We start from the raw sequence: 25,020 nt of genomic DNA on the forward strand, positions 1-25,020 counted from the left end.
AATTTTTATATAATTTACAAAGCAAAAACTATCAGTAATTGAACAATGTGTAAATAAAAAAAGAGACTGCCCATTAAAAGCAGTCTCTTGAATAATTAAATAAGTAAAAATTATTTTATCGGATAAAGAATATTCGTTATCAATTCATTTGGAGGTGTATCCTGTGGACTATTGACATATTCTTCCATAGATTTTCCGGCAATTTCCAATCCACGTTTTTTGATGTAAGCCTCGATTGCCATATATGTTTTTTCAGTACCATCATATGGACCTACATAAACAGATTTAGCAACTTTCATCGGAGCTAATTCTATAGCTTTGATTCTACCTGTTGGTGCGACTGTATTATCTTCGACCGGAATACAAACAGTGAAATCCCAAATCATTAGCTCGGTGCTCCATTCGTTATTTATTGCCAGCGGCAAACCGGACATTTTCAAACCGCTCCTACCAATAAATTCATATAGTTCAGGGAATATCTTATTCATTTTACCTTCAATTTCGCTTACATGTCCCTTGTCAGAAATTGCATAATACTTGCCACCCGGGAAATTTGTAACTTCGATTTTAACAAAATCTTTAATTGCCTCACTTCGAGCTTTCAATTTTGCCAAACCTTCATCAAAAGATTTAGAAAGTTCTGATTCAATCATAGGTTTGAAAAATTTCTGAATCGGATAAGCTAAGTTACCAACAGTTGACCAAGTCACTTTAATAGACCCATCATCATTCTTCACAAATGTAAATGTAACTTCGGCTTCACCTTCATAAGGTTCTTCAAATTTCAAGGATTGAGTGAGCGATTCATATTCAGTAATACCGGTTACTGTCAAAGAACCCTTGCCAACTATATCGCCATCCCACCTTGAAACTTGCCCTACACCATGACCTTCTACACCCAAGTATGCCGATGGCTCGGAATCATTCCATGGACTCCATTGTTCAAAGTTGTTTAAATCCGCTACTTGCTCAAATACAAGCTCGACAGGCTGATTGATATCAATGCTTCTTTCAACGTGATAAGAAGACGGCATAAATGCTGCAACAACAAGGAAAAGAATGACAATCGCAACAATTATCAAAAGAACAACTTTCAAAATTTTCATAAGAAACTCCAAATATTGTGAATAGAATTTACTAAATTAATACTTGTTCATGAAACGATAAATTAATTTATTGTCATAATATTAAAAAAGTATTCTATGAAAAATATTTTACTTTTAACTGTAACTTATTTTTTTAAGTTCAATATTAATCTAAAAAATGCACAAACATTCCGTCACGTAATTTGGGCTCGAACCATGTTGATTTTGGTGGCATTATTTTTCCTGCATCGGCTATAGCCATCAATTCTTCAACCGAAGTCGGATACATTGCAAACGCTACTTTCATTTCGTCATTATCAACTCGTCTTTCTAATTCACTCAATCCGCGAATTCCACCTACGAAATCAATTCGATTATCTGTGCGTGGGTCTTCGATTCCAAGAATTATATCCAAAACATATTTTTGTAGCAATGCTACATCTAAACTCTCAACAGGGTCGTGGATATTTTCAAAATTGGATTTGAATTTCAATTCATACCAATTTTTGTCAATGTACATGCTTACTTCGCCTTTGGCTTTGGGTTTGAATTGTTTTGCGGATTTGCTGATTTCAAAAACATCACTAAGTTTAGTCAAAAACTCGTCGGGTGTCAAGCCGTTCAAATCTTTTACCAATCTGTTGTAATCCATTATGTAAAGTTGAGAAGCAGGGAAGAGCACGGCAAGAAAGAAATTGTATTCTTCTGTGCCTTGATGTTTGGGATTTGCTTCTTGACGCTCACGCCCTACTATGCCGGCGGCGGCTGACCTATGATGTCCGTCAGCAACGTAAAATTCGGGCACATTATGCAATAGATTCTCGATTTTTGATATTAATTCTTCATCACTAATTACCCAAGATTGATGTCGAATGCCATCTTCGGCAACAAAATCAGTAGTAGCGGGATTGCTCACAATATTAGCGACTATTCTATCAATTTCATCCGTATCGCGATAAGTCAAAAATATCGGACCTGTATGAGCATTTGTTATCCGAACGTGATTGCATCTATCTTCTTCTTTTACTTTACGTGTTTTTTCGTGTTTTTTGATTATATCATTCCAATAATCTTCGACAGAAGCACAACCAACAAGCCCATATTGAGTTTTGCCGTTCATAGTTTGAGCATAAACGTATAAATGTGGAACCTTATCTTCGAATAGCAAGCCTTGTTCTATCAAGCTATGTAGATTTTCTTTACCCTTTTCGTAAACGCTTTTATCATATGTACTAATCTTAGGGTCTAAATCCACTTCCGGTTTACCGACATGCAAAAATGAAATCGGTTTATCTTTTACGTATTCTCTGGCTTCGTCCGAATTAATGACATCATACGGTGGAGCTGCAATTTCGTGAGCCTTCTCGGGTATTGGCATAAATGCTTTGAATCTTCTGAAGATTGCCATTTTCTATCCTTAATTATTTGTTCAATATTAATTTTTTAACGCATTTACTACTTTTTCGGCAATTTCGATTCCGACTCTGTCTTGAGCTTCTACTGTTTGTGCTCCGATATGTGGAGTCACGCTGACTTTTGGGTGATTGATTAATTCTAATTGTGCTTCTGTGCAAGGTTCGTTTTCAAAAACATCAATTCCGGCTGCTTTTACTTTTCCTGAGTTAAGTGCGTCAAGCAAATCTTTTTCAGCAATTACACCACCGCGTGCACAGTTAATTATCACGACGCCGTTTTTCATTTTGTCAAATTCTTTAGCTGTTATAGCAGGACCTTCAGATTTGATTAAAGGCATGTGCATAGAAATAAAGTCTGAATTTGCCAAAACTTCGTCTTTTGTCACTAACTTAACATTCAAATCTGTTTCCTTAACAAATGGGTCGAAAGCAATAACATTCATACCCAAACCCAAAGCGCGCTTTGCAGTTTCTTTGCCAATGTTGCCAAAACCAAAGAAACCAATAGTTTTGCCGGTAAGTTCAAACCCTTTGGCGTAATCTTTCTTTGGCCATTGACCTTGTCTCATTGCAGTGTTGCTGAGATTGATGAATCTGGCAACCGAGAACATATGTGCAATCGCTAATTCCGCTACCGAAATTGAAGATGCACCCGGAGTATTGAGCACGGGAATTCCTTTTTCTTTAGCATAAACTACGTCAATGTTGTCCAAACCAACACCACCACGAGCTATGCACTTTAAATTTACACCTCTGTCAATTACATCTTTAGTTACCTTCGTTGCACTTCTAACAATAATAGCATCATAATCTTTAATGTTTTCTAATAATTCTTCCGGAGTGTACTTTTGGTCAACAACTTCATGCCCGGCATTTGATAAAATGTCAAATCCTTGTTTGGATAATCCGTCTGCAATTAAAATTCTCATGATTTTACCTTAATAAAATTTCATAAATAGTTTTTGCTTTTCGCAAAACAACCTAATTCAAACTTAATTAAAAAAAAATTCATAAAAAAGCAGAGTTGAAATGTTCACTTCATATTCTTGTGGAATTTTAGTAAATTTGAATTTACACGTGTGATAAAATTAAATTATTTAAAACTAAATTATGAACAAGATGAAGAAGAATCCTAAATCAAAGACTAAGAAAAAGGCTGAAATTCGCAATCAATACGACTTCTCGACACTAATCGGGTTTATCGTACTTATTGTATTGCCATTAGCAATATTTTGGTACTCTACAGATTTAGGTCTATCAGGCTTTGATGATGATGTTATACTTGAGAATGCCAAGCAAATCAATGGCATTGGCAATTATGAGGAGGCATTCAAACGAGACGCCTTTTTGAAATATGGTTCCGGCGACTTCTACCGACCGCTCCAATCACTCAGTTATCTGTTGGATTCAACAATAGGCAATAATAGTAACTTTGTGTATCACCTCAGTAATCTCATTTATCATATCATATTTTGCCTTGTACTATTTGTATTATTGCTCAAACTCAAAATTGACCGTTACATTGCATTTGGCTTCAGTCTCCTTTATTCGATTCACCCATTCTTTGTCCATACAGTTGTGTGGATTCCGTCAAGAGGTGATATTTTGTTAGCAATTTTTGCGGTTGTTTCGCTGATATTCTATATCAACTTTCTCGAAAAGCGGAATTATGTGTATTTGGTGCTGAATGTAATAGCATTTTTGTTTGCAATTTTTTCCAAAGAGACTGCATTGCTTTCAATTGGAGTATTTACTGCATATTATTTTATTGAATCAAAATATGACTTCAAATCTTTTCTAAAGCCACGTTACTTGCTGGGATTGGCGTTTTGGATAGCAGTAGTTGTTTTCTACATCTGGTTTAGGACTTTGATGATAGGATTCAATCCGGGAGATTCAAATTTTAAAATATCAAACTTCTTTCTGAATATTTCGACTATTCCCGAGTTTTTCGGTAAGTTTTTAGTGCCTATTAATCTGACCCCAATGGCTGATATGACATTGCCAGTGACTGCAATCGGAGTCATCGGATTTGTAGCGTCATTTATAATGTTGATACTAAATAAGGAATCCGATAAAAAGTTATATTTGATGGGATTAGTGTGGTTTTTAGCATTCACATTGCCGCCTATGCTCTACCGCCAATCAACCGACTCATTCACATTTTCTTACCTCGAGCACCGTGCTTATTTGCCCGTTGTCGGACTTGTAATGATTTTAGCTTCTATCATTCCGATGAAAGAATTTTACAAAAATTTGAAAACGATAATACCAATTTTTTTGCTCGTAGTAGCCGGATTTGCATATTACTCAAATAATCATGGAAAACTCTACGATAATCCAATTTCATTTTATTCTTACATAATCGAAAAATCAGACAATATACTTTCAGCATTCAATAATCGTGGCAACTATTTGATGAGACAAGGAAAGCATAAAGAAGCATTGTTGGATTACAATATGGCTATTAGACAAAATCCTGATGCTTTTAACACATTGAATAATCGCGCAAACTGCTATTCAATTCTTGGAATGTTAGATTCATCATATAAAGATTATAAAAGAGCTTTGGAATTGAAACCCGAAGCCTACCAAATCAGGACAAATTTCGCCATGCTATTGCAAAAAAACAAAAGGTTTGAAGAATCGCTCGAACATCTCAATAAGGTTATCGAAGCGAATCCCAACTACACCCAAGCATACGGAGCAAGAGGATTGACTTACGGGAAACTAAAAAAATCTGAACTTGCTGTAAAAGATTTTGATAAAGCATTGGAATTTTACAAACACTCTGCTTTTACATTTTTCAATCGCGGTGTTGTAAAGTATGATTTGAATGATTTCGGAGGTGCATTGGCTGATTTTAACGAAGCTTTGAAATTAAAAGAAAAATATCCCGAAGCACTATATTTCCGCGGCGTGACGCTTATCAAATCTGCTCAAAATGACAAAGCAATGGAAGATTTGAATGCCGCTTTGGAACTACGTGAGTATTATCCTGAGGCATATTTCAATCGTGGAGTGCTTTTCGGCATGTATAAGGATTATAGCAAGGCTATCGATGATTTCAATTTGGCGCTCCAACAACATCATGACACCACTCTCACTCTTCGCCAAAGAGGAAAAGCACTATATGCCTACGGGAACAAAAATGCAGCTTGCCAGGATTGGGTAATTTCAATGCAAAGAGGCGATAGTATAAGTACAGATTTTTATACTCGAGCTTGTCAACCCAAGCAAATATCTAAAAAGTGACAGATTTCAAGTTTTTTGTGATTAAAAGTTAATAAAAACGCATTTTTATTGCTTATTATGCAATTAAATGATATTTTTGCGTAATGAAATTTGTAAAAATGCAATTAAAAATTGCTCAGTTGTAAAATAATTGGAGTTTAAAATGTCGAGTCATAATTTTTTTGCGGGTCCGGCAGTACTTCCGGAAGTAGTAGTAAAAGAAACAGCCGCTGCTTGTCTTGATTTCACAGGCAAGGGCATTGGCATAATGGAAATCAGCCACCGCTCAAAAGAGTTTGATGCTGTGATTAAGTCAGCTCAAACTGATTGTTTGAAAATATTAGGTTTAGATGCTGCTGATTACGCTGTACTCTTCCTTGGTGGCGGAGCAAGCACACAATTCATGATGATACCACAGAATTTTTTGAAAACTAAAGCTGATTATGTACTTACAGGAGTTTGGGCTGAAAAAGCTGCCAAAGAAGCAAAGCTTTTCGGTGAAGTCAATATAGCAGCGACTTCTAAAGAAGCTAATCACAATTATATCCCAAAGTCTTGGAATTTTCTACCTGATTCGGATTATGTGCATATCACAACAAACAATACAATTTTTGGTACAGAATGGAAAATTGACCCTGACACTGCAAATGTGCCACTCGTAGCCGATATGTCCTCTGATTTTTTGGCAATGCGTCGCGATTTCTCCAAGTATAGCTTGATTTATGCAGGTGCTCAAAAGAATATTGGTCCATCAGGCGTTACATTAGTTGTAATAAAGAAAGAATGGCTCGAAAAAGCCGGAAAATCGGGCATGCCAACTATGTTGAATTACAACACTCACGTAAAAGAAGAATCATTGTTCAACACTCCACCAACGCTACCGATTTTTGCAGTTGGACGCACATTCAAATGGATTGAAAGCATGGGTGGATTGGAAGCAATCGAAGCTCATAATATCAAAAAAGCAAATACAATTTACAATGTGATTGATGCTCATACTGATTTTTACAAGGGCGCAGTTGCTGATGCTTATGACAGGTCTTTGATGAACATTACTTGGAATTTGCCCACTCCGGAATTGGAAGACAAATTCATCAACGAAGCTAAACAACAGAATATGCTTGGTTTGAAGGGACATCGCTCAGTAGGAGGCATTCGTGCTTCTGTATATAATGCTTGTCCTATGGCATCTGTAGAAACTCTTGCTAAATTCATGGAAGATTTCTACAAGAACAACAAATAGTTTTAGATTAAATTACAAAAAATCCTTCCTTGGGCTTAATACCTAAGGAAGGATTTTTTTGTTCTCTTCTCAACAATCTTATATCATCTTCAATTCTTTGCCAACTTTGATGAAGGCTGCAATTGCTTTATCTAAATGTTGCTCGTCATGTGCGGCTGAAAGTTGAACACGGATTCTGTCTTTGCCGCGAGGAACCACTGGGAAGGAGAATGCGATTACGTAAATTCCTTCTTCGAGCATGCGATTCGCAAATTCAACTGCCAATGCTGAACAATTTTCGTATTTGCCGAACATTATCGGTGTAATAGGATGGACGCCGGGAATAATATCAAATCCTGCTTCGGTCATTTCCTTGCGGAATCTCGTAGTGTTTCTTTCCAATTTGTCGCGTAATTCTGTGCTTGCAGTCAATATTTCCAGACATTTCAATGTTGCTCCTACAATTGCCGGAGCTAATGTATTGCTGAACAAATAGGGGCGAGCCTTGTTTCTCATCCATTCGATAATTTCCTTTTTGCCGGAAATACAACCGCCGGAGGCGCCACCGAGTGCTTTGCCAAATGTGGTTGTGATGATGTCTATTCTACCCATTACATTCTTATGCTCGTGAGTTCCGCGTCCTGTTTTGCCCATAAAACCAGAAGCATGACATTCATCTACCATAACAAGTGCATCATATTTTTCAGCTAAATCGCAAATTTCATCCAAACGAGCTATATCGCCATCCATCGAAAATACGCCGTCTGTTGCGATAACTTTGAATCTGCAACCTTGTTCGTTAGCTTCAATCAAACATCTTTCCAAACCTTTCAAATCTTTTCCTGTTGCCGGGTCGAGTTCCTCAATATTTCTCATGTCGCTATGCTTATAAACCCATCTTTTAGCCTTGGAAAGTCTGATTCCGTCAATAATTGAAGCATGATTGAGTGCATCGGTAATGATTGCGTCATCAGGTCCGAATAGCGGCTCGAACACAGCACCATTTGCATCGAAAGCAGCACAAAATAAGATTGTGTCTTCTGTACCGAGAAACTCGGAAACTTTCTGCTCTAATTCTTTGTGAATATCTTGGGTACCGCAGATAAATCTAACTGATGATAATCCGTAACCGCGATAGTCTATCATTTCGTGAGCCGCTTTTATCAATTCGGGATGAGATGACAATCCAAGGTAATTGTTCGCACAAAAATTAAGTACTTTCTTGCCACCGACAACGATTTCGGCTGCTTGAGGACTCTCGATAATTCTTTCGCTTTTGTAAAGTTTTTGTTCTCTAAGTGATTGCAATTCTTGATTTAAAAATTCTTTCATTTGACCATACATAAAATTCACCTAATTAAATATTGTTAATAATTTGATTTCAAAATTTTCTAAAAATACGAAATTCACACGAGAAATTAACACCAAATTGCATAAAAAATATAATTAATGTGCATGGCTATTCGTTATTGCTACTTTACTATTATTCAAACGGACATTTACATGATGAAGTATATTCTTTTGGTGCTGATTGCAATTTTGTTTAGTGCTTGTGGCGAAGAAAACGTTACAAATAATTATATCGGATACGACCGCACTTTTGTTTTGATTACCGATTACGACAGAAGTAGCGAATTAGTCATGAGCTTGTCCGGAATCGTAAATAAAGAATTTCCCAATGTCAAGTTCGAATATATTCAAACCAGAAATTTTGACGTAGCCCAAGCTGCATACGTTTTGGAACAAGCAAAAAAGAATTATCCTATCAATACAGTATTTTTGTCAACTGTTGACGATGGTGATTCTGACAGAAATATCATTTTCAAAGTCGGCGAACAAGCCTTTATTTTGCCGGATAATGGATTAGCATCGAGGATTTTGGCAAAATATACTCATGGCGAAATCAGATATATTGACAATATGCTTCTATTCGATGGCAAACACAAGAGCATTGATGATGTCACCTTCTTTGAAATTTACAATTCATCGCTGAGAACTATACTTTCCAACGCTCCTCTTGACAAATTCGGCTCAGTTTGTACCGAACCAAGTCTTAGACCGGTTTATGAGGCTTACCTCAATGGAGGCAATGTAATAGGGCAGAGTCTGTATATTGACAATATCGGCAACGTGGAAACTAATATTTCAAGTGAGTTATTGGCGGGTATTGAACTTGGTTCGATTTTGAAAGTTCAAGCAGGTGGCAGTACATTTTTCGCACGATGGTCAACTACTTTTTCGAGTGTTCCTGTTGGGGCGAATGTTGCATTGCTTGATGCCGACAATAAATTAATCCTTGCTGTGAATTTTGGAAATATGTCTGAGAAATATAATTTGAATGCCGGAGATACAATACAAATCTCAGCTGCGAATATTAAAGTTGGATTTTTGAGATACAATATGTCCGAAATTTCAGGTAATATAGTTCAAGGAACTAAAAATAGTATGCAAGAGTTCGGATTGATTAGCGGCAAAAATGTCGAATATATTGAGAAAAATGCAAATGGAGATGCTTCGAGATTGCCAATGTTATGTAAAGAATTGGTTGATTTGAATTGCGATATTATCATTCCTGTTTCCACATCTGCCTCAAAAGCGGCTGTTGATTACACTCCTGCAAATATTCCTGTTGTCTATACTTATGTAACGTCGCCCGAGTTTGCCGGAATACTTAATGCGCGTGAGAATGTAACCGGATTGTCGGATGCAACCAATTTTGATGATTACTTGAAATTTGTAAAAGAATTATTCCCCAATTTGACCAAAGCTGGCAGAATGTATAATCCGAACGAAGCAAATTCGCAATATGCACAACAAAAACTTACTTCATTATCTGTACTATACGGATTGGAATTTACAAGTGAAATTATAGAAGATATTAGTCAAATCACTCCGGCTTTGTCAGTTTTAGAAAAGCTACAAATCAATACAATCTTAATCGCCGCCGACAATACAATAAATTTGGGGATGAAGGATTTATCCCAGAATGCAATTGTGAAAAATATGTATGTAGTTGGCGATTCACGAGAAAACGTTGAAGATGGAGCTCTCGGTGGCGTTTCGGTCGATTACGCTCAATTGGCAATGGAAACCGGTATTTCGGCAATTTCGGTTCTATTGGGCATAAAAGCCGATGACATTGCTGTCAAATATTTGCCGACAACTCAAATTTATTTGAATAAAAAGACTGCGCAAGCATTGAATTTCACATTTTCTGATGATTTATTGAATAAAGCATCTTATATTGTAGAATAATTTTTTGCCAAAAACGCAGACATTGTAATGAACTTCAATTTTGTGGTCTATGCTGTAGTTACTATCTTACTTTTTGATATTAAATTTCTAAATTCGCAAGATTTGTTCGATACTGAGTACCTCTTTGATGATTTTCATTATGCAAATTTCATCAATCCGGCACCATTTGATTCATCAGGTTCGATATTTGGCAATAATCCTTGGATTACGCGTGACGGGATAATAAACTCCCGTGCATGGCAAGGATATGTTTATCACGATTCTACTAAGCAACATCCGAGCACAACAATCAAATTTGATTCAACAGGAGTACAACTAATCTTCAATAAGGGGAAATGGGAAGTGCATCCGCATCCATTGATTGCATCAAGCTTTTTGTTCAGGGAAGGCACTTATGCCACCAGAATCAAACTCGAAGCATTAAAAGGTCCCGACAAAATTATCCAAGCTTATTGGCTTTGGAGCAACACTATGTTTAGTTTCAAAGATGGTGATGATTCCATCAGGTATTGGGCTGAAATGGATTTTGAGTGGAATAATGGTTGGTATCACGATACTCACCCAAGGATGAAAGCGGGATGTAATAATTACACTGGCATTAATATATTAAACACGGACTTAGATTGCATCTGCTACGATAATGGCAAACTTATAGGGTTTAAACAATGCGTTGGTGAGTACAAAGGGAGACCTTTGATTGGCGATAGATGGATGATTTATGTGATGCGAGTTGATAAATTAGGCAACAAAATTGCATTCGAGATTTTGAGTGACGAACCTGATGTTGATTATATCATTTATTCAGGACAATCTTACGAATCTGATTCATGGCTCAAACCTTATACTATAAACAATTACTACCCTCAGTATGATTTTATGACTTGGTATTCGATGGGCTCAATAGGGGAAAGCCTCCATAATGGAATCAAAGAAGAACATAAAATTGAGATTGACTGGTTTCTCTACACCGCAAACCCAAGAACCAGCTTCAGCGAGATAAAATCAAAAGTTAATGAATTGAAAGGATTGAATATTACCCGAATCAATACAACGTTCAGACCTTTATCATACAATACCACATCTTTTGTAAATAATAATATAGCTATTTCGGGTCCCGATGAAGTTTTTACTTGTGAAGTTGGTGTGTGGCATGTCCAACCGCTCTACAAAGGTCGGAATACTTATAGTCTCGATTATTCATATAGGGCTTTTATCAACGAAACCACTACCGAATGGTTCAACGTTTACAATACCGAAATGAAGATTAACATCAGCCCTCTCTACGACAGTCTTGAAATCAAACTGATTGCAACTGATTTCTGGGAGAAACCTGCGGATACTATAATAAAAAAGGTGCATGTAATAAAATTAGATGATTGCTTTGATGAATCAAATTTAAGACTGACCAAAGTTTTCCCAAATCCCGTCAAAGATAACCTGAATATTCAGTACTATAACGGGAATTCACTTATTACAATTTTTGAAATTTATGATTTTATGGGTAGGAAAATTTACACTGAACAAATTGAAAATTTAATAAATATCGAGTATCTCAGAAAAATCTCTACCAATTCGTTCGCTCAAGGAATATATTACCTGAAGATAATAGGTGGAAATCAGAGCTTAGTCCAGCCGATAATAATATTGCGTTAGGTTACTATCAATTGGAAGTATCTTTGATTGAAATTAAACGGATATTTTCATTGTCATCATCTAATTCAAATCTAACTGTATAATCAACTTTAGACAATCGGTTTCCGGCTTTATCAGCCCATTCAATAAGTATAATATCATTTTTGGAATGGATACATTCGTCGAAGCCAATTTCGTCCAATTCAGACGCATTTTTAATTCTGTACAAATCAACATGATAAATACTAAGTTCCCTACGATTTAACCTGCCGGTGTAGCTATTCATAATAGTAAAAAGTAGGGCTTGTAACCATTTGCTCTACGTTTAGAGCATGGCACAAACCCTTGATAAATTCTGTTTTCCCGGCTCCGAGCTCACCATAAAGTGCCACTACGTCACCTAATTTTAATTCTTTTGCAAAGTCGTTACCAAGTTTAATTGTATCTTTTTCACTTTTCGACTTTAAATTCAGTTCTTGCATTTCTTACCTTGGTGTCAGTTGCACAACCGGGCAAATCATTTCTTCCATCGAAATTCCGCCATGTTGGAAACTGTCACGATATTTATTCAAATAATGATGATAATCAGTCGGATAAACGAAATAATAATCTTCTTTAGCTATGATATTGTTCACAGTGATTCCGTGAGCCGGAAGTTTGTAATCTTCGGGTCTTGCAATTTGCATAGCATATCTTGATTCAGCTTTTACGTTTTTTCCGAATTTATATCGTAAATTTGTTGATGTATCGCGGTCTCCCAGCACCTTAACGCCACGCATACAACGTACCGAACCATGGTCTGTGGTTATGAGTATGCTGATGTCTTTTTGTTTTGACAATGCTTTGAGCATACCGAAAAAGCTGGAGTGCCTGAACCATGAACGCGTCAACGAGCGATAAGCGGATTCGTCGGGTGCAATTTCCTTCAAAATAGCATAATCAGAACGCGAATGGGCAATCATATCAACAGCATTCAAAACAAAAGCGTTCAAATGATTTTGAGTATATTGCATTATGTCACGTTCGATTTTTTGACCGAATTCGGTATCGAATATTTTGACATAACCGGGTCTGTTTCTGAGCTTTATTCTGCGTCTTTCAATCCAAGCTTCGAGTAATTCCTTTTCAAAAGCATTTAACTTATGGTCTTCGCTATTTGTATCGGAATTCCACCATTGGGGATAGTGCTTCTTGATTTCAATCGGATATAGTCCCGAGAAAATTGAATTTCGTGCATATTGTGTTGCCGTCGGAAGTATAGTGCAATAATAATTTGTCTTGAATGAATAATATGAAGCTAAAAGCTCTTGCATTACGAGCCATTGGTCAAGCCTCATACAATCAACAACGAATATGAAAACTGTCTTAGATTGGCTCAGAAGAGGCTTTAAATAGGTATCCAAAAGATGTGGTGAAAGCACAGGATTTGCATCTTCCCACTTTGAATCCAACCAATTGATATAGTTGCGCTCGATAAATTTCGAGAATTCTGCATTCGCATTACGGAATTGGTCTTGCAATGTCTGTGTAAGTGTCGTATTTGGCATTCTATCCAATTCCATAGACCATTGAACCAATCGAGTATAAATCTCAACCCAATCATTCCAATCAACTTGACCAAGCATTTGACGAGAAATTTCGTTGAATCCCATCAAATAATTTTGCGTGAATTTTTCCTCTTCAATTCTTGAAGATTCGAGGAATTTTTTTGCTGCCATTAAAATTTGTGTCGGGTTGACGGGTTTAGTCAAGTAATCATCAATTTTGCTTCCGATAGCCTCTTCCATAACGCTTTCGGCTTCATTCTTAGTTACCATCACAATCGGAGTAGTCGGGTCAATTTCTTTCAAAATCGGTAAAGTTTCCAATCCCGAAATACCGACCATTGATTCGTCCAAAAATATTAAATCGAAATGCTGTTGCTTCAGCATTTCAATTGCATCTTCGCCATTGGTAGCAGTATCGACATCAAATCCGCGTTGGTTTAGCAATATGATATGAGGACGCAATAGGTCTATTTCGTCATCAATCCAAAGAATCTTTCCTTTGATTTTATCCATGGTTTTTGCACCTTTTCCAAAATTTCAACAATAAACTTATAAAAATAGTAGCAAAAGCCATCATCGAATCGTCCTAAATTTTTAATTCAAATTATTCAAAAGTTTAAGACGGAATTATATTGAAATAATTACGCCGAATGCGATTGAGTAATAAAATATCTTATCTAAGTAATTCGTAAATCAATTTGTATGTTGATTAATATATGACCTGAGAAGATTGTGAATTACCAAAAATTGACTTTAAAAGCACAAGAAGCCTTGCAAACAGCTCAAGAGATTGCATCGAGCTATAATAATCAAGCGATTGAGCCAACTCACTTGCTTGCGGCTTTGGTGCAAGATTCGAGCGGAATTATTCCCGATTTGATTTTGAAAGCCGGAGCAAACCTGAATTCAATCAAAATAATGGTGAACAAAAAATTGCAAGAATTGCCAAAAATTTCTGATGCTGCTCTCGTCCAACCATATTTATCCAATTCCACAAACGATTTGTTCAACGTCGCACTTAAAAATGCGAATAATCTAAAAGATGAATACATAAGTACCGAGCATCTTTTGATAGCAATGATGGAAACGAAAAGCGATGCCTTCGAGATACTCAATGAAAATGGGCTAACCAAGGATATTGTTCTGCAAGTATTGCATTCAATCAGGGGAGACAGCCGTGTGACCGACCAAAATCCCGAAGACAAATATCAAGCTCTTAAACGATACGGCAGGATGTTGAACGAAGAGGCAATTCAAGGCAAATTGGACCCAGTAATCGGCAGAGAAAATGAAATTAGACGAGTGTTGCAAGTATTATCGAGGAAAACAAAAAATAATCCTGTGCTTATCGGCGAGCCTGGCGTTGGCAAAACTGCTGTAGTTGAGGGAATCGCTCAAAGAATTGTAAATCGCGACGTACCGGAAAATCTCAAAACGAAGTCAATTGTTGCTTTGGATATGGGAAGTCTGATTGCCGGAACAAGTTTCCGAGGTCAATTTGAAGAGCGACTCAAAGCACTAATTAAAGAAGTCTCCGATTCAAACGGTGAAATAATCCTCTTCATTGATGAATTGCACACTTTAGTCGGTGCAGGAGCGACTTCCGGTAGCATGGATGCAGCTAACATACTCAAACCGGCACTTGCACGCGGAGAATTGCATTGCATCGGTGCAACAACATTCAACGAATATCAAAAATACGTCGAAAAAGATGCCGCTTTGGAGCGACGTTTCCAGAAAGTGATTATTGATGAGCCGACTGTCGAAGACACAATCTCTATTTTACGTGGATTAAAAGAGCGGTATGAAGTTCATCATGGTGTCAAAATCACTGACGCTGCAATCATAGCTGCTTCAGAATTATCTTACCGCTACATTTCTGACAGATTTCTTCCCGATAAGGCAATTGATTTGGTTGACGAAGCTGCAAGCAAACTCAGACTCGAGATGGATTCCTTACCTGAAGAAATAGATTCGATTGACCGAAGAATTAGACAGCTTGAAATTGAGAGACAGGCTTTACTTCACGAACTTGAGAATAACGATGATTGAATTGACAAAAATTGACGGCGAAAAAATCCTTGTGAACGCCGATGAAATCGAAACCGTAGAATCGGCTTTCGATACTACTATCACTTTGAAATCCGGAAGGAAAATCATTGTCAAGGAGAATAAGACTTTAATTGCAGAACTCGTAATTTTGTACAAACGAGAGTGCAACAAAGGGCTTTTTCGAGATGAACAATAGAGTTTTGCGACTCATATTTCTATTTTTTGTCATACTGATTTTGAAATCAAATTCGGTATTTTCAACTATGGTAAATGATTCGATCAATACTCTTCCAATTGAGAATTTGCTTCGCTACGGATTTAATAAAGTGATGAATGTCTATAATTTTAACCTATTATTGGACTATCACACCGAAACTAAATTCGGTATCTTCGATTTAGAGCAAAATTACTACGGTAACGCCTCGCTCGAAGGCAGAACGATATTTCAAGATGACCAAGCGTTCAAATTCAATTATTTAACACCGGCGACCGGCAATTTCCGATTTCTCCTTAATAACTCATATTTAGTCACTTCCAATCCGGGCAGTGTTGAATTGAATGAACTAAGTCGATTGAATGGACTTTTGGGGATTCAATATGATATTTCGGAATATAATTTCATCAATTTTGCATATGGACGAGAACAAAATTCGCAAGTAGGAGTTGTCTCCGGTGGCGATATTATGAAATTCGAAGCCAAGTATTTGAACAATGAGAGCGATTTGAATTTTGCCGGCAGATTAAAAGGGGAGATGTTGAAACTCAATTACAACCGCTCGCTAAATACTATAAATTTTAATTCAAATGTATCGCGAATTTTTTCGATTTACGATTACATAAGTGCCGATTTTGGTGTATCATATTTAGACAGGTCGAATCTGCTCAGGCGAGATTCGGTGTATATGTCTGCAAATAGTCTTGATTTCCCGTTTTCAGTCGAGGAACGTGGCAGTTTAACATATTTTGCCGAACTGAATTTGAATTATCAACTGAGCAAAGCAATGTATAGCGGAATCAAATTAGCAGTAAACCGTAATTCGGTAGAAAAATGGTACAATACATATGTTCCGAATGATTTGAATACAGGAGTCTCGAAATCTCGCGACATTACATCGTTCAGATTGAGCGGAAATATGAATTATGTCAATCCTGCTTTCACAAATAGGTTACTAATGGACTATTCAACTGAGGAAGACCAAAATATCGTAACTAAACTTCAGGATATTGACGAAAATCGCTTCAATCAAATGAAGAACGAAGCTTTTATGTTGGATAATATAACTTCTATTACAAATATTACCAATCAAACACAGTTTCTTTTGTCGAAATCCGATACTTTGGAATCAAAAATTTTGCTGATGTTAACACGCTTTGATACTCCATCGGAATCGAATTACTCCGACAGAGACGAGTTCATGACAATAATTTCCACCAAGTATTCACGCAAAGTCAACGAATTGTTCGCGATGGGGGTTAATGCCGAATTGCAAATGAATCATTTGGTCTATCTTAAATCGCAGCGAAGTGCATCGAATTATTGGATGCGGATTATCAAATTGAGCCCATTTTTCAGCTACAATAGCAAATTTATTTCATTGAAACCTACTTTCAACATCTTGGCAAATTATACAGTTTACGATTTTGAATCAATATCACCGGGTGTCTCGAGTTATAGCTTTCGTCAAATAGGATATAATGATTCGATTACAATTAGGTTGACTGAAAAGACAAGCCTGTTATTGAACTACGATTTGATATATCGTGAAACAGGAGTCTTGTATTGGTCAAGTTTTGAGGAATCACCCGTCAGTGGAAATATGAAATTTTTCGGGAAATTTTTCGTGAAATATAGGGAGAACGAAGTCTATGACGTAGCTTGCGGGTTCAGATACTACAACTTGTCAAATAGGAATATCGCAATTCGCAGAAGCAATCCAAATGATTATGTAAGTGTTAGTTTAGGTCCTGAAATAAACATTAAAGTTAATTTTTCGCATTATTCGTTAATATCTTTAGTAGGTTGGTATGAATTTAGATATATAAATGATAGGTTTTCGGGAGAAATACCAAATATTTATTTAGTTTCACAAATTTCATTGTAATTTCATGAGCGAAAAAATTTTCCATTCTCATAACACTCTCAAGAGCGAAAGACATTCAATCACAGAAATTGAACCGATTTTAGCAGATTTGAGGTCAAAATTTTCTATTGATGATACGATATTTTACAATATCATGATTGCAGTCACAGAAGCAGTCAACAATGCTATCAATCATGGCAACAAATTAGACCCAAGCAAGCAAGTTCAGTTTAATGTGGAAGCAGATAAAGAGATGATTTACATTTACGTTAAAGACGAAGGGACTGGTTTTAATCCTCAGGAAATTGACGATTGCCTCGAACCCGAAAATTTGCTCAAAGCAAGCGGCAGAGGTGTTTTTATCATTCGTGAATTAATGCATGAAGTCAAGATACGTTCGAATTCGGAAGGAACAGTTGTGGAAATGAAATATTTTTTCAAATAGGGTCAAGGTGATAATCGCAATATTTCCCACTTTTCAGTTTCGCTTAATTTGAATCTGAACCTATCGTGCAATCTATTTTCTCGTCCCTGCCAAAATTCAAACTCATCAGGCACTAAACGGTAGCCTCCCCAAAAGTCCGGCAACGGCACATTAATCGGGTGCTTCATCATTAGTTTAAGCACTTTCCTAATCAAAGTGAATCTACTCTTTAGTGGTTGACTTTGCTCCGATGCCCAAGCTCCGATTCTGCTCGTATATGGTCTTGTATCGTAATATTTTTTAGATTCCTCAGGAGAGATTTTTTGGATTTTACCTTCAATTCGGATTTGACGCTCAAATTTATCCCAGAAAAATAGCAATGAGCCATAAGGATTGGACGTAATGTCAGTTCCTTTGCGACTCAAATAGTTCGTGAAGAATACAAAGCCCTGTTCGTCATAGCTTTTCAAAAGCACAACTCTCGATGATGGGCGACCGTCGGAATTGACAGTTGAAATCACCATCGCTGTCGGTTCGTAGAAATTACCGTTCAACCCTTCATCCATCCAAATTTTGAATTGTGCAAAAGGGTCTTTATTAATCGAAGTTTCGTCAAGTTTGAACTTGTTGTAATCTCGTCTGATATCGCCTAAATTTTCCATTGAATTCCCACAAATTAAAAACGGCACGATTGAACTATTGTGTTAATCGTGCCGTTAGATTTTATATTTTATCTTACAATTGTAAAGCTCTTTACAAAGCTATTCAATCCACTGTTAATCGATATCATATAAGTCGAAATAGGTAAATGACTGATATTGATTATGTATTCATTTACACCTTCGGACGTAATATTTGTTGATTCATGCACAACATTGCCGGAAATATCAAAAATGAGTATTTTAATTGGCGCTATTGCGAACGAATTCAATTGTAGTTTGATTTGTTCATTTGCCGGATTTGGGTACATTAAGAAGTTTTTGTCAACAAAACTTTGTACTGATGATGAGGGGTCTGTTGTGAACGAATTTACTTGAGACCAATCGCCGTTTCCGCCTGATGATTCACCGCGAACACGCCATTTATACAGAGTGCCTCCTTCGCTAGTGTTAAAGAGGTATTCTTCGTCTGTCAATCCGCCTTGATTTACAACCAAACTTTCTTCAAAATTTTCTTTGGTTGTGATTTGAATTCTATAAGAATCAGCACCTTCAATTTGTCCCCATTTGATGAGCGGTGATTTTTCAACTTTTGTAGCATTATTTTCAGGATATATTAGCGCCGGACCATACATACTCGAACCGATATTGAATGACCAAATTTCTGAAAATTCGCCATATCCGGTGCCATTCGATGCACGTACACGCCAATAGTAAGTTGTGTTGTTTACTAAACGATTAGGAGTTACTTCGGCACTTAAATCTTCGATTCCTGATTTAGTAAATTTAATGGCAAAGCCTTCAAAAGTATTATCGTTTGCTATTTGAACTGCATAAGTATCAGCACGGTCTGCTGCCTCCCAAGTCAAAGTTGGGGTAGTAGTTTTGATGTCAGCATTGATTGCCGGTGTTTTCAATACAACTTTCGCCGGCAAAGGAAAAGCAGTTGTAAATGTAAATACCTCAGACCATGGGCTTGTTCCGGCATCGTTATTCGCTGCTACTCGCCACCAATATTGGGTCGAATGAGTTAGTTCATTTGGCAGATATGCGTTTGTTGGTAAAGCATTTTTGTCGATTACTAAACTTGTAAAATTTGCATTTGAGCTTACTTGCAAAATGTATTTATTCGTGTTATCAGTTAGCGACCAAGTGAGCGCATTTGAAACTTTGACATTTTTTGCTAAGTTTTCCGGCAATTGTGGCTGTGGAGTTTGTGGTGGACTTGTTTGATTTTTATCAGTCAAATTGAACCAATAAGAATAATTCTTCGTTTGTCCGTTTACCACAACTCCTTTGATTTCAACGTTGTATCGCACTTCATTTACCAATCCGTCTGCTTTCCAACTGATGTTGTTCGGGAAACTTCCCCAACCTTCGTTGTCGTATTTTACAGAATTCACATTGATATTTGAGCCACTTTCAGTTTTCATTGTAACAACTGCTGATGTGTAATCCACATTTTGGTTTGCCCACAAATTTGACTTACTTGCAATTGCATTGAATGACAAATAAAAGGACTTGCTAAAATAAGAAGGAGGATAATACTCGTATGGATAAGCAATGTATTCTAAGTCTGTATCCGATATATTTCCATTTGTATAATCTTGATACAAAAAATTTGCGCCGGTATAATAATAATTTGAACCTTGTGGTTTGCCATCAGCTCTACCAAAAGCAAATCGAGTCAAAAAAGGATTGATTATTGCTCTACGGTGCCCGACTTTATAATTTTGTTCTTTGTCTGCATTATGCTCATCAATCAGCCATCCGATAATTATATCTTCACTTATGACTGTAGTAGGATTCGTTCCTATTCCTAGATGCAAATTAGACTTTAGCCTTGCTTGACCGGCACCCGGAGTGTAGCATTTTGACGAAGGGTCATCAACGTGTCCGATAGTACCGCCTGCAATCATATTCAAGCTACCTTCCATAGACATTTGTTGACCATTGTACTCGTAAGTTACTGGTTTGAGCTTATGAAGGCTGCGGATATAATTGACACGCTCTAAAACTCGGTCAATCTCTGATTGTTTCAACACACCTGCTGTGCATGACCCTATGTCAGGCAATACATCATATATAGCATTCAAATTTTGTGATTCGGGATTCCCTGCAAAGCTAAAACTTGGTACAGCAATTATGATAGCGATAAGTAATAATATTTTTTTCATTTTAATTTTTTTATAATTTAACAAATATCCATTCATATATTACACACGAATGAAGAGAAAGTTACATTTATTTAATAAAACAAGTTGAATACTTAACATAACAAAAAGCCCTCATTTTTGTTCTGAGGGCTAAATGTTCTTCAAATTAATTGGATTAATGTCCGATTTTAGCCTTATAAGCTGTTGCATCCATTAGCTTGTCTAATTCTGCAAGATTGCTCAATTCGATTTTTACAATCCATCCTTCGCCATAAGGGTCCGAGTTTACTGTTTCGGGAGCATCATTCAATGCTGAATTGACTTCCACCAATTTTCCTGAAACTGGGGCATACATTTCTGCAACAGTTTTAACAGCTTCAATTGTTCCGAAACTATCTCCAACGTTGACAGTAGCGTCGGGTTCGGGAATATCAATATAAACGATATCACCAAGTTCGCCTTGAGCATGGTCAGTCACTCCGATAGTGCCGATATTACCTTCTAATTTGACCCATTCGTGGTCTTCTGTGTATTTTAAATTTTCCGGGAAATTCATACAATCTCCAACTTTTAATTGAAAAAAAACAATTATCAAAGTGTAAAATTAAGAAAATTACATTGAATTCCAATCAACTCTATCTAAATATTTTGTATCAATATTGCCTGAGATAAAGTCTTTGTTCATCATCATCTTCTTATGGAAAGGAATAGTAGTCTTGATTCCTTCGATTATAAATTCGTCTAAAGCTCTGTACATCTTAGCTATTGCCTCTTTTCGAGTAGGGGCAGTAGCTATTAATTTTGCAACTAATGAATCATAGTTACTCGGAATTGTGTAGCCTTGGTAAGCATGGGAATCGGTTCTGATACCACGACCACCGGGAACATGAAATACATCAATACGCCCGGGGCTTGGGCGGAAATTGTGTTCAGGGTCTTCGGCGTTGATTCTGCATTCGATTGAATGGAATTTTGGCTCAGACTCTTTTAGCCTTAGTTTGCCACCTGAAGCGACTAAAATTTGCTCAGTAATCAAATCTATTCCCAATGACTCTTCCGTGACAGGGTGTTCAACTTGAATTCGGGTATTCATTTCCATGAAGTAGAAGTTCATTTCAGCATCAACTAAGTATTCGATTGTGCCGGGACCGTAATAGTTCACAGATTTTGCCCCAAGTACAGAAACTTCGCCCATTTGTTTACGTAAAGCCCTTGTTACTACGGGCGATGGAGCTTCTTCGATTAGTTTTTGGTGCCGTCTTTGGATAGAACATTCTCTTTCGTTCAGATGCACGACATTGCCGTGTTTGTCGCCAATCACTTGAATTTCTATATGTCGTGAACCGATAACAAGTTTTTCGATATATAAATCCGGATTGCTAAAGAATGCCTCGGCTTCATTGCTTGCTACGCTGAATGCGGCAGCTAATTCATTCGGACTTTCGACAAGTCGCATACCTTTGCCGCCACCACCTGCAACAGCTTTCAGCATTACAGGGTATCCGATTTCATCGCAAACTGTTTTCGCTTCTTCATAATCTTTCACAACGCCTACACTGCCGGGAACAACAGGGACCCCTGCGTTACGCATAGTTTCTTTTGCTATAGATTTATTTCCCATTCTGCGAATTGCATCGGCAGATGGACCAATGAAGATGATTCCGTGGTCGTTGCAAATTTCAACAAATTTATCATTTTCAGCCATGAACCCATATCCAGGATGAATTGCATCCGCATTGGTAATCATAGCAGCCGATATAATAGCCGGTATTCTGAGGTAGCTATCGCGACTTGGAGCTGGACCGATACAAATTGCTTCATCAGCAAATTTCACGTGTAAAGATTCCTTATCTGCTGTAGAATATACAGCAACTGTTGCAATTCCCATCTCTTTACAAGCTCGGATAATCCTAAGCGCTATCTCGCCTCGATTTGCAATCAATACTTTTTTTATCATACTCATCTATCCCTTATTAATCAGGCTGAATAAGGAAAATTGGCTGATTAAATTCAATAGGTTTAGAATTTTCGATTAGAATTTTCACGACAGTGCCACTGACATCACTTTCGATTTCGTTCATTAATTTCATTGCTTCGATAATGCAAAGTGTATCACCCGGGCGAATTTTAGTGCCTACTTCCACGAAAGCCGGTGATTCGGGCGAAGGTGAACGATAAAAAGTACCCACAATTGGAGATTTGATTTCGTGAAGATTACTTTCCGGTGCAACATCTTTTGCTTCAGCTACAGGAGCGGATTGTTGAGGTGCATAATGTTGCGATTCTTGAACAGGTGCCATATTCGGGGTAGATGCAAAAGAACCCATCGGAATAATAATGGGCTGATTGGTATTAGACTCGGATTTAGATTCGCTGATTTTGCTGATTTTGATTTTTGTGCCTTCTTCATCTATTTCGAGCGATGAAGCAGAACTTTCATCAAACAACTGCATAATATCTTTCAAGTAACTGATGTCCATAATATCTCCTGAATTGTTGAAAAAAAATTGATTGGAGAATTAATTATTCTTTAACGCGTTCAATATAGCTTGCTTCACGAGTATCAACTCTGATTAAGTCACCTTCATTGATAAATATCGGAACACCGATTTCGGCTCCGGTTTCGAGAGTTGCGGGTTTGGTAACATTTGTAGCTGTATCACCTTTGAATCCGGGTTCGGTATGAATTACTCTTAAGTTTACGTGTTGTGGTACATCAACTGAAAGCACTGCTTCACCCTCGAATGCAAGTAATGCTATCTCATTCTCTTTCAAAAATCGAATTTCACTACCAAGAGTATCATCGGGAATGCCGATTTGCTCGAATGTGTTTACATCCATGAAAATCAAATCGCTGCCATCTTTGTAAAGATATTGATATGAGCGTCTTTCAACTCTGACAAACTCAACTGTTTCTTCACTTCTAAAGCGATTTTCAACAACTTTTCCGGTACGGATATTACGCATTTTCGTTTGGAAAAATGCGCCACCTTTGCCGGGTTTGATGTGTTGCGTTTCAATCACAACACAGTTTTCACCGTTATATTTAACGACTGCACCTTTTTTGAGGTCTGTAGCACTGCCCATATTTTAAATTGTCATTTATGTATAAAAAAAGAGGTGACGAGAGGAGTCGAACCTCCGTAGGCGGTTTTGCAGACCGCAGCCTAGCCACTCGGCCACGTCACCTTAAGACTACAAATATAGGGTTTTTTGCTCACATACCAAAATATTTGTTGATAAATTACATTTCTAAAAAATATTTTTTGAAATCTACTCGCAATGTGCTACTTTTGTGTTCTGTATCTTTGCGGAAGTGGTGAAATTGGTAGACACGCCATCTTGAGGGGGTGGTGCCTTATGGGTGTAGGGGTTCAAATCCCCTCTTCCGCACAAAAATCTCAGCCTTTGTTTGTACTCTCAAATATTTTATCAGCCGATTTGGCGATAAAACCCTTGAACAATTCTCCCGATGACGTTTCGTATCGTTTTGCGAATTCGTAATAGCAACCTGTGATTTCAAATTCACCTTCGATGAAATCTCCTGAGATTATATCGGCTTTGATACTGGATTGTTCGAGATACTCCGCCGGATTGCCCTTGATTTCTCCACCCGAATCATTAAGTTTGAATCCCTTGTCTTTCAGCAATTGATTGACTTTTTCGAGCGAATCAAACTTTTTGAGATTATTAACTGAGACAGTGAAATGGTTAGCACAAAATCCATTGTAATACAGCCAAGCAGCATATTCGGACTCTTTGAGGAGATTTTGGTAAACTGTATGCGAAGGTTTGCCCCAAATATTGCCGGAGTATAATATTTCACCGCTTTCAATCAAGGCACTTCCAATTTTTTGGACACAATCATCAACGATTGCTTGCAAAAAGTCACTAAACTCGCTCGTTCGGAGTTCACTGATGAAAATCAAAGGCATGTTCTCGTTTCCGGTATATTCATAGTGCTTAGCATTCAACTTTTTTTCCGGGAAATCATATTGTCCCATTTCACGATAGCCTAAATCGGTGAAAATTTTGCCGAGAGTATCCATATTTATTTTAGGATTGTCAAAAGTACGGAACGCAATGTGGTCATTGATAACTGTTTCGCCTTCGGAGGTAAATAGTTCATATACTTTTCGTGCCGATTCATTTTGCGAAGTGTATAATTCCCATAATTTTGATAATACATTGTCGAGTGTCATTTTTTTATTCCTTAAATTTGAACTTCAATTCTTTACAAATGACGCAAAGAACTTAT

Annotated in this window: 22 protein-coding genes and 2 tRNA genes; 9 read left to right on the forward strand and 15 right to left on the reverse strand. The window is 37.2% G+C overall.

Features of this window, described 5'->3' with window-relative positions; all coding sequences use genetic code 11:
* Positions 1–110 precede the first annotated feature (110 nt).
* The 3 genes from M9949_07910 to M9949_07920 all read right to left on the reverse strand — a co-directional run bounded on the left by M9949_07910 (position 111) and on the right by M9949_07920 (position 3,432).
* The gene (locus tag M9949_07910; GenBank protein ID MCO5251332.1) at positions 111–1,106 is read right to left on the reverse strand and encodes a GyrI-like domain-containing protein; all 996 of its coding nucleotides are present in this window, start codon (positions 1,104–1,106) and stop codon (positions 111–113) included.
* Positions 1,107–1,251: 145 nt separating this feature from the next.
* Positions 1,252–2,493, reverse strand: a complete 1,242-nt coding sequence (locus tag M9949_07915; protein MCO5251333.1) for a DUF1015 family protein — start codon at positions 2,491–2,493, stop codon at positions 1,252–1,254.
* Between the two features lie 27 nt (positions 2,494–2,520).
* Positions 2,521–3,432, reverse strand: coding sequence for a D-2-hydroxyacid dehydrogenase (locus tag M9949_07920; protein MCO5251334.1), 912 nt, complete (start codon positions 3,430–3,432; stop codon positions 2,521–2,523).
* A 187-nt stretch (positions 3,433–3,619) separates the two neighbouring features.
* Between M9949_07920 and M9949_07925 the strand changes: the two genes are divergently transcribed.
* The gene (locus M9949_07925; GenBank protein ID MCO5251335.1) at positions 3,620–5,755 is read left to right on the forward strand and encodes a tetratricopeptide repeat protein; all 2,136 of its coding nucleotides are present in this window, start codon (positions 3,620–3,622) and stop codon (positions 5,753–5,755) included.
* A 142-nt stretch (positions 5,756–5,897) separates the two neighbouring features.
* Positions 5,898–6,977: a 3-phosphoserine/phosphohydroxythreonine transaminase gene (gene serC, locus M9949_07930; GenBank protein ID MCO5251336.1), complete on the forward strand. Its 1,080-nt coding sequence runs from the start codon at positions 5,898–5,900 to the stop codon at positions 6,975–6,977.
* A gap of 78 nt (positions 6,978–7,055) precedes the next feature.
* Here serC and M9949_07935 read toward each other — a convergent pair whose 3' ends face one another.
* The gene (locus tag M9949_07935; GenBank protein ID MCO5251337.1) at positions 7,056–8,300 is read right to left on the reverse strand and encodes a glycine C-acetyltransferase; all 1,245 of its coding nucleotides are present in this window, start codon (positions 8,298–8,300) and stop codon (positions 7,056–7,058) included.
* Positions 8,301–8,459: 159 nt separating this feature from the next.
* Between M9949_07935 and M9949_07940 the strand changes: the two genes are divergently transcribed.
* Together M9949_07940 and M9949_07945 are read left to right on the forward strand one after the other, a co-directional pair.
* The gene (locus M9949_07940) at positions 8,460–10,211 is read left to right on the forward strand and encodes an SAM-dependent chlorinase/fluorinase (GenBank protein ID MCO5251338.1); all 1,752 of its coding nucleotides are present in this window, start codon (positions 8,460–8,462) and stop codon (positions 10,209–10,211) included.
* Positions 10,212–10,238: 27 nt separating this feature from the next.
* The gene (locus M9949_07945; GenBank protein MCO5251339.1) at positions 10,239–11,864 is read left to right on the forward strand and encodes a T9SS type A sorting domain-containing protein; all 1,626 of its coding nucleotides are present in this window, start codon (positions 10,239–10,241) and stop codon (positions 11,862–11,864) included.
* Positions 11,865–11,871: 7 nt separating this feature from the next.
* Here the strand turns inward: M9949_07945 and M9949_07950 are convergent, their stop codons facing one another.
* Genes M9949_07950 through M9949_07960 form a run of 3 tightly spaced genes read right to left on the reverse strand, consistent with a single transcriptional unit; the run spans position 11,872 to position 13,903 of the window.
* Positions 11,872–12,129 (reverse strand): tRNA (adenosine(37)-N6)-threonylcarbamoyltransferase complex ATPase subunit type 1 TsaE, encoded by a 258-nt coding sequence (locus M9949_07950; protein MCO5251340.1) that lies wholly within the window; start codon positions 12,127–12,129, stop codon positions 11,872–11,874.
* Positions 12,122–12,325 (reverse strand): tRNA (adenosine(37)-N6)-threonylcarbamoyltransferase complex ATPase subunit type 1 TsaE, encoded by a 204-nt coding sequence (locus M9949_07955; protein ID MCO5251341.1) that lies wholly within the window; start codon positions 12,323–12,325, stop codon positions 12,122–12,124. The genes M9949_07950 and M9949_07955 overlap by 8 nt, the downstream gene beginning before the upstream one ends.
* 3 nt (positions 12,326–12,328) lie before the next feature.
* Complete coding sequence (locus M9949_07960) at positions 12,329–13,903, reverse strand: response regulator (protein MCO5251342.1); 1,575 nt, start codon at positions 13,901–13,903, stop codon at positions 12,329–12,331.
* A gap of 219 nt (positions 13,904–14,122) precedes the next feature.
* Here M9949_07960 and M9949_07965 point away from each other — a divergent pair, with 219 nt between their 5' ends.
* The 4 genes from M9949_07965 (at position 14,123) to M9949_07980 (ending at position 17,968) form a co-directional block, all read left to right on the forward strand.
* Positions 14,123–15,442 (forward strand): AAA family ATPase, encoded by a 1,320-nt coding sequence (locus M9949_07965; GenBank protein MCO5251343.1) that lies wholly within the window; start codon positions 14,123–14,125, stop codon positions 15,440–15,442.
* A complete protein-coding gene (locus M9949_07970; protein ID MCO5251344.1) occupies positions 15,435–15,638 on the forward strand; it encodes a flagellar FlbD family protein in 204 nt (67 codons plus the stop codon). Before M9949_07965 ends, M9949_07970 begins: the two co-directional genes overlap by 8 nt.
* 67 nt (positions 15,639–15,705) lie before the next feature.
* Positions 15,706–17,544: a hypothetical protein gene (locus M9949_07975; protein ID MCO5251345.1), complete on the forward strand. Its 1,839-nt coding sequence runs from the start codon at positions 15,706–15,708 to the stop codon at positions 17,542–17,544.
* 4 nt (positions 17,545–17,548) lie between these two features.
* Entirely contained in the window at positions 17,549–17,968 is a 420-nt protein-coding gene (locus tag M9949_07980) for an ATP-binding protein (protein ID MCO5251346.1), read from the forward strand.
* Between the two features lie 2 nt (positions 17,969–17,970).
* Here M9949_07980 and pdxH read toward each other — a convergent pair whose 3' ends face one another.
* The 7 genes from pdxH to M9949_08015 all read right to left on the reverse strand — a co-directional run bounded on the left by pdxH (position 17,971) and on the right by M9949_08015 (position 23,951).
* Entirely contained in the window at positions 17,971–18,609 is a 639-nt protein-coding gene (gene pdxH / locus M9949_07985) for a pyridoxamine 5'-phosphate oxidase (protein ID MCO5251347.1), read from the reverse strand.
* A gap of 68 nt (positions 18,610–18,677) precedes the next feature.
* The gene (locus M9949_07990; protein MCO5251348.1) at positions 18,678–20,783 is read right to left on the reverse strand and encodes a CAP domain-containing protein; all 2,106 of its coding nucleotides are present in this window, start codon (positions 20,781–20,783) and stop codon (positions 18,678–18,680) included.
* 154 nt (positions 20,784–20,937) lie between these two features.
* A complete protein-coding gene (gene gcvH, locus M9949_07995) occupies positions 20,938–21,318 on the reverse strand; it encodes a glycine cleavage system protein GcvH (GenBank protein ID MCO5251349.1) in 381 nt (126 codons plus the stop codon).
* A gap of 57 nt (positions 21,319–21,375) precedes the next feature.
* On the reverse strand, positions 21,376–22,719 hold the full coding sequence (gene accC, locus M9949_08000; protein MCO5251350.1) for an acetyl-CoA carboxylase biotin carboxylase subunit: 1,344 nt from the start codon (positions 22,717–22,719) through the stop codon (positions 21,376–21,378).
* A 16-nt stretch (positions 22,720–22,735) separates the two neighbouring features.
* On the reverse strand, positions 22,736–23,242 hold the full coding sequence (gene accB / locus M9949_08005) for an acetyl-CoA carboxylase biotin carboxyl carrier protein (GenBank protein MCO5251351.1): 507 nt from the start codon (positions 23,240–23,242) through the stop codon (positions 22,736–22,738).
* A gap of 43 nt (positions 23,243–23,285) precedes the next feature.
* A complete protein-coding gene (efp, locus tag M9949_08010) occupies positions 23,286–23,849 on the reverse strand; it encodes an elongation factor P (protein MCO5251352.1) in 564 nt (187 codons plus the stop codon).
* Positions 23,850–23,880: 31 nt separating this feature from the next.
* Positions 23,881–23,951, reverse strand: a tRNA-Cys gene (locus M9949_08015).
* A 121-nt stretch (positions 23,952–24,072) separates the two neighbouring features.
* Here M9949_08015 and M9949_08020 point away from each other — a divergent pair.
* Positions 24,073–24,155: transfer RNA gene (locus M9949_08020), tRNA-Leu, on the forward strand.
* An 8-nt stretch (positions 24,156–24,163) separates the two neighbouring features.
* On the opposite strand, the gene M9949_08025 is transcribed toward M9949_08020, so the two are convergent.
* On the reverse strand, positions 24,164–24,964 hold the full coding sequence (locus M9949_08025; protein MCO5251353.1) for a DUF1338 domain-containing protein: 801 nt from the start codon (positions 24,962–24,964) through the stop codon (positions 24,164–24,166).
* Positions 24,965–25,020: the final 56 nt, after the last annotated feature.

Origin of the sequence: Candidatus Kapaibacterium sp., from assembly GCA_023957315.1 — a bacterium.
GTDB lineage: Bacteria > Bacteroidota > Ignavibacteria > Kapaibacteriales > UBA2268 > PGYU01.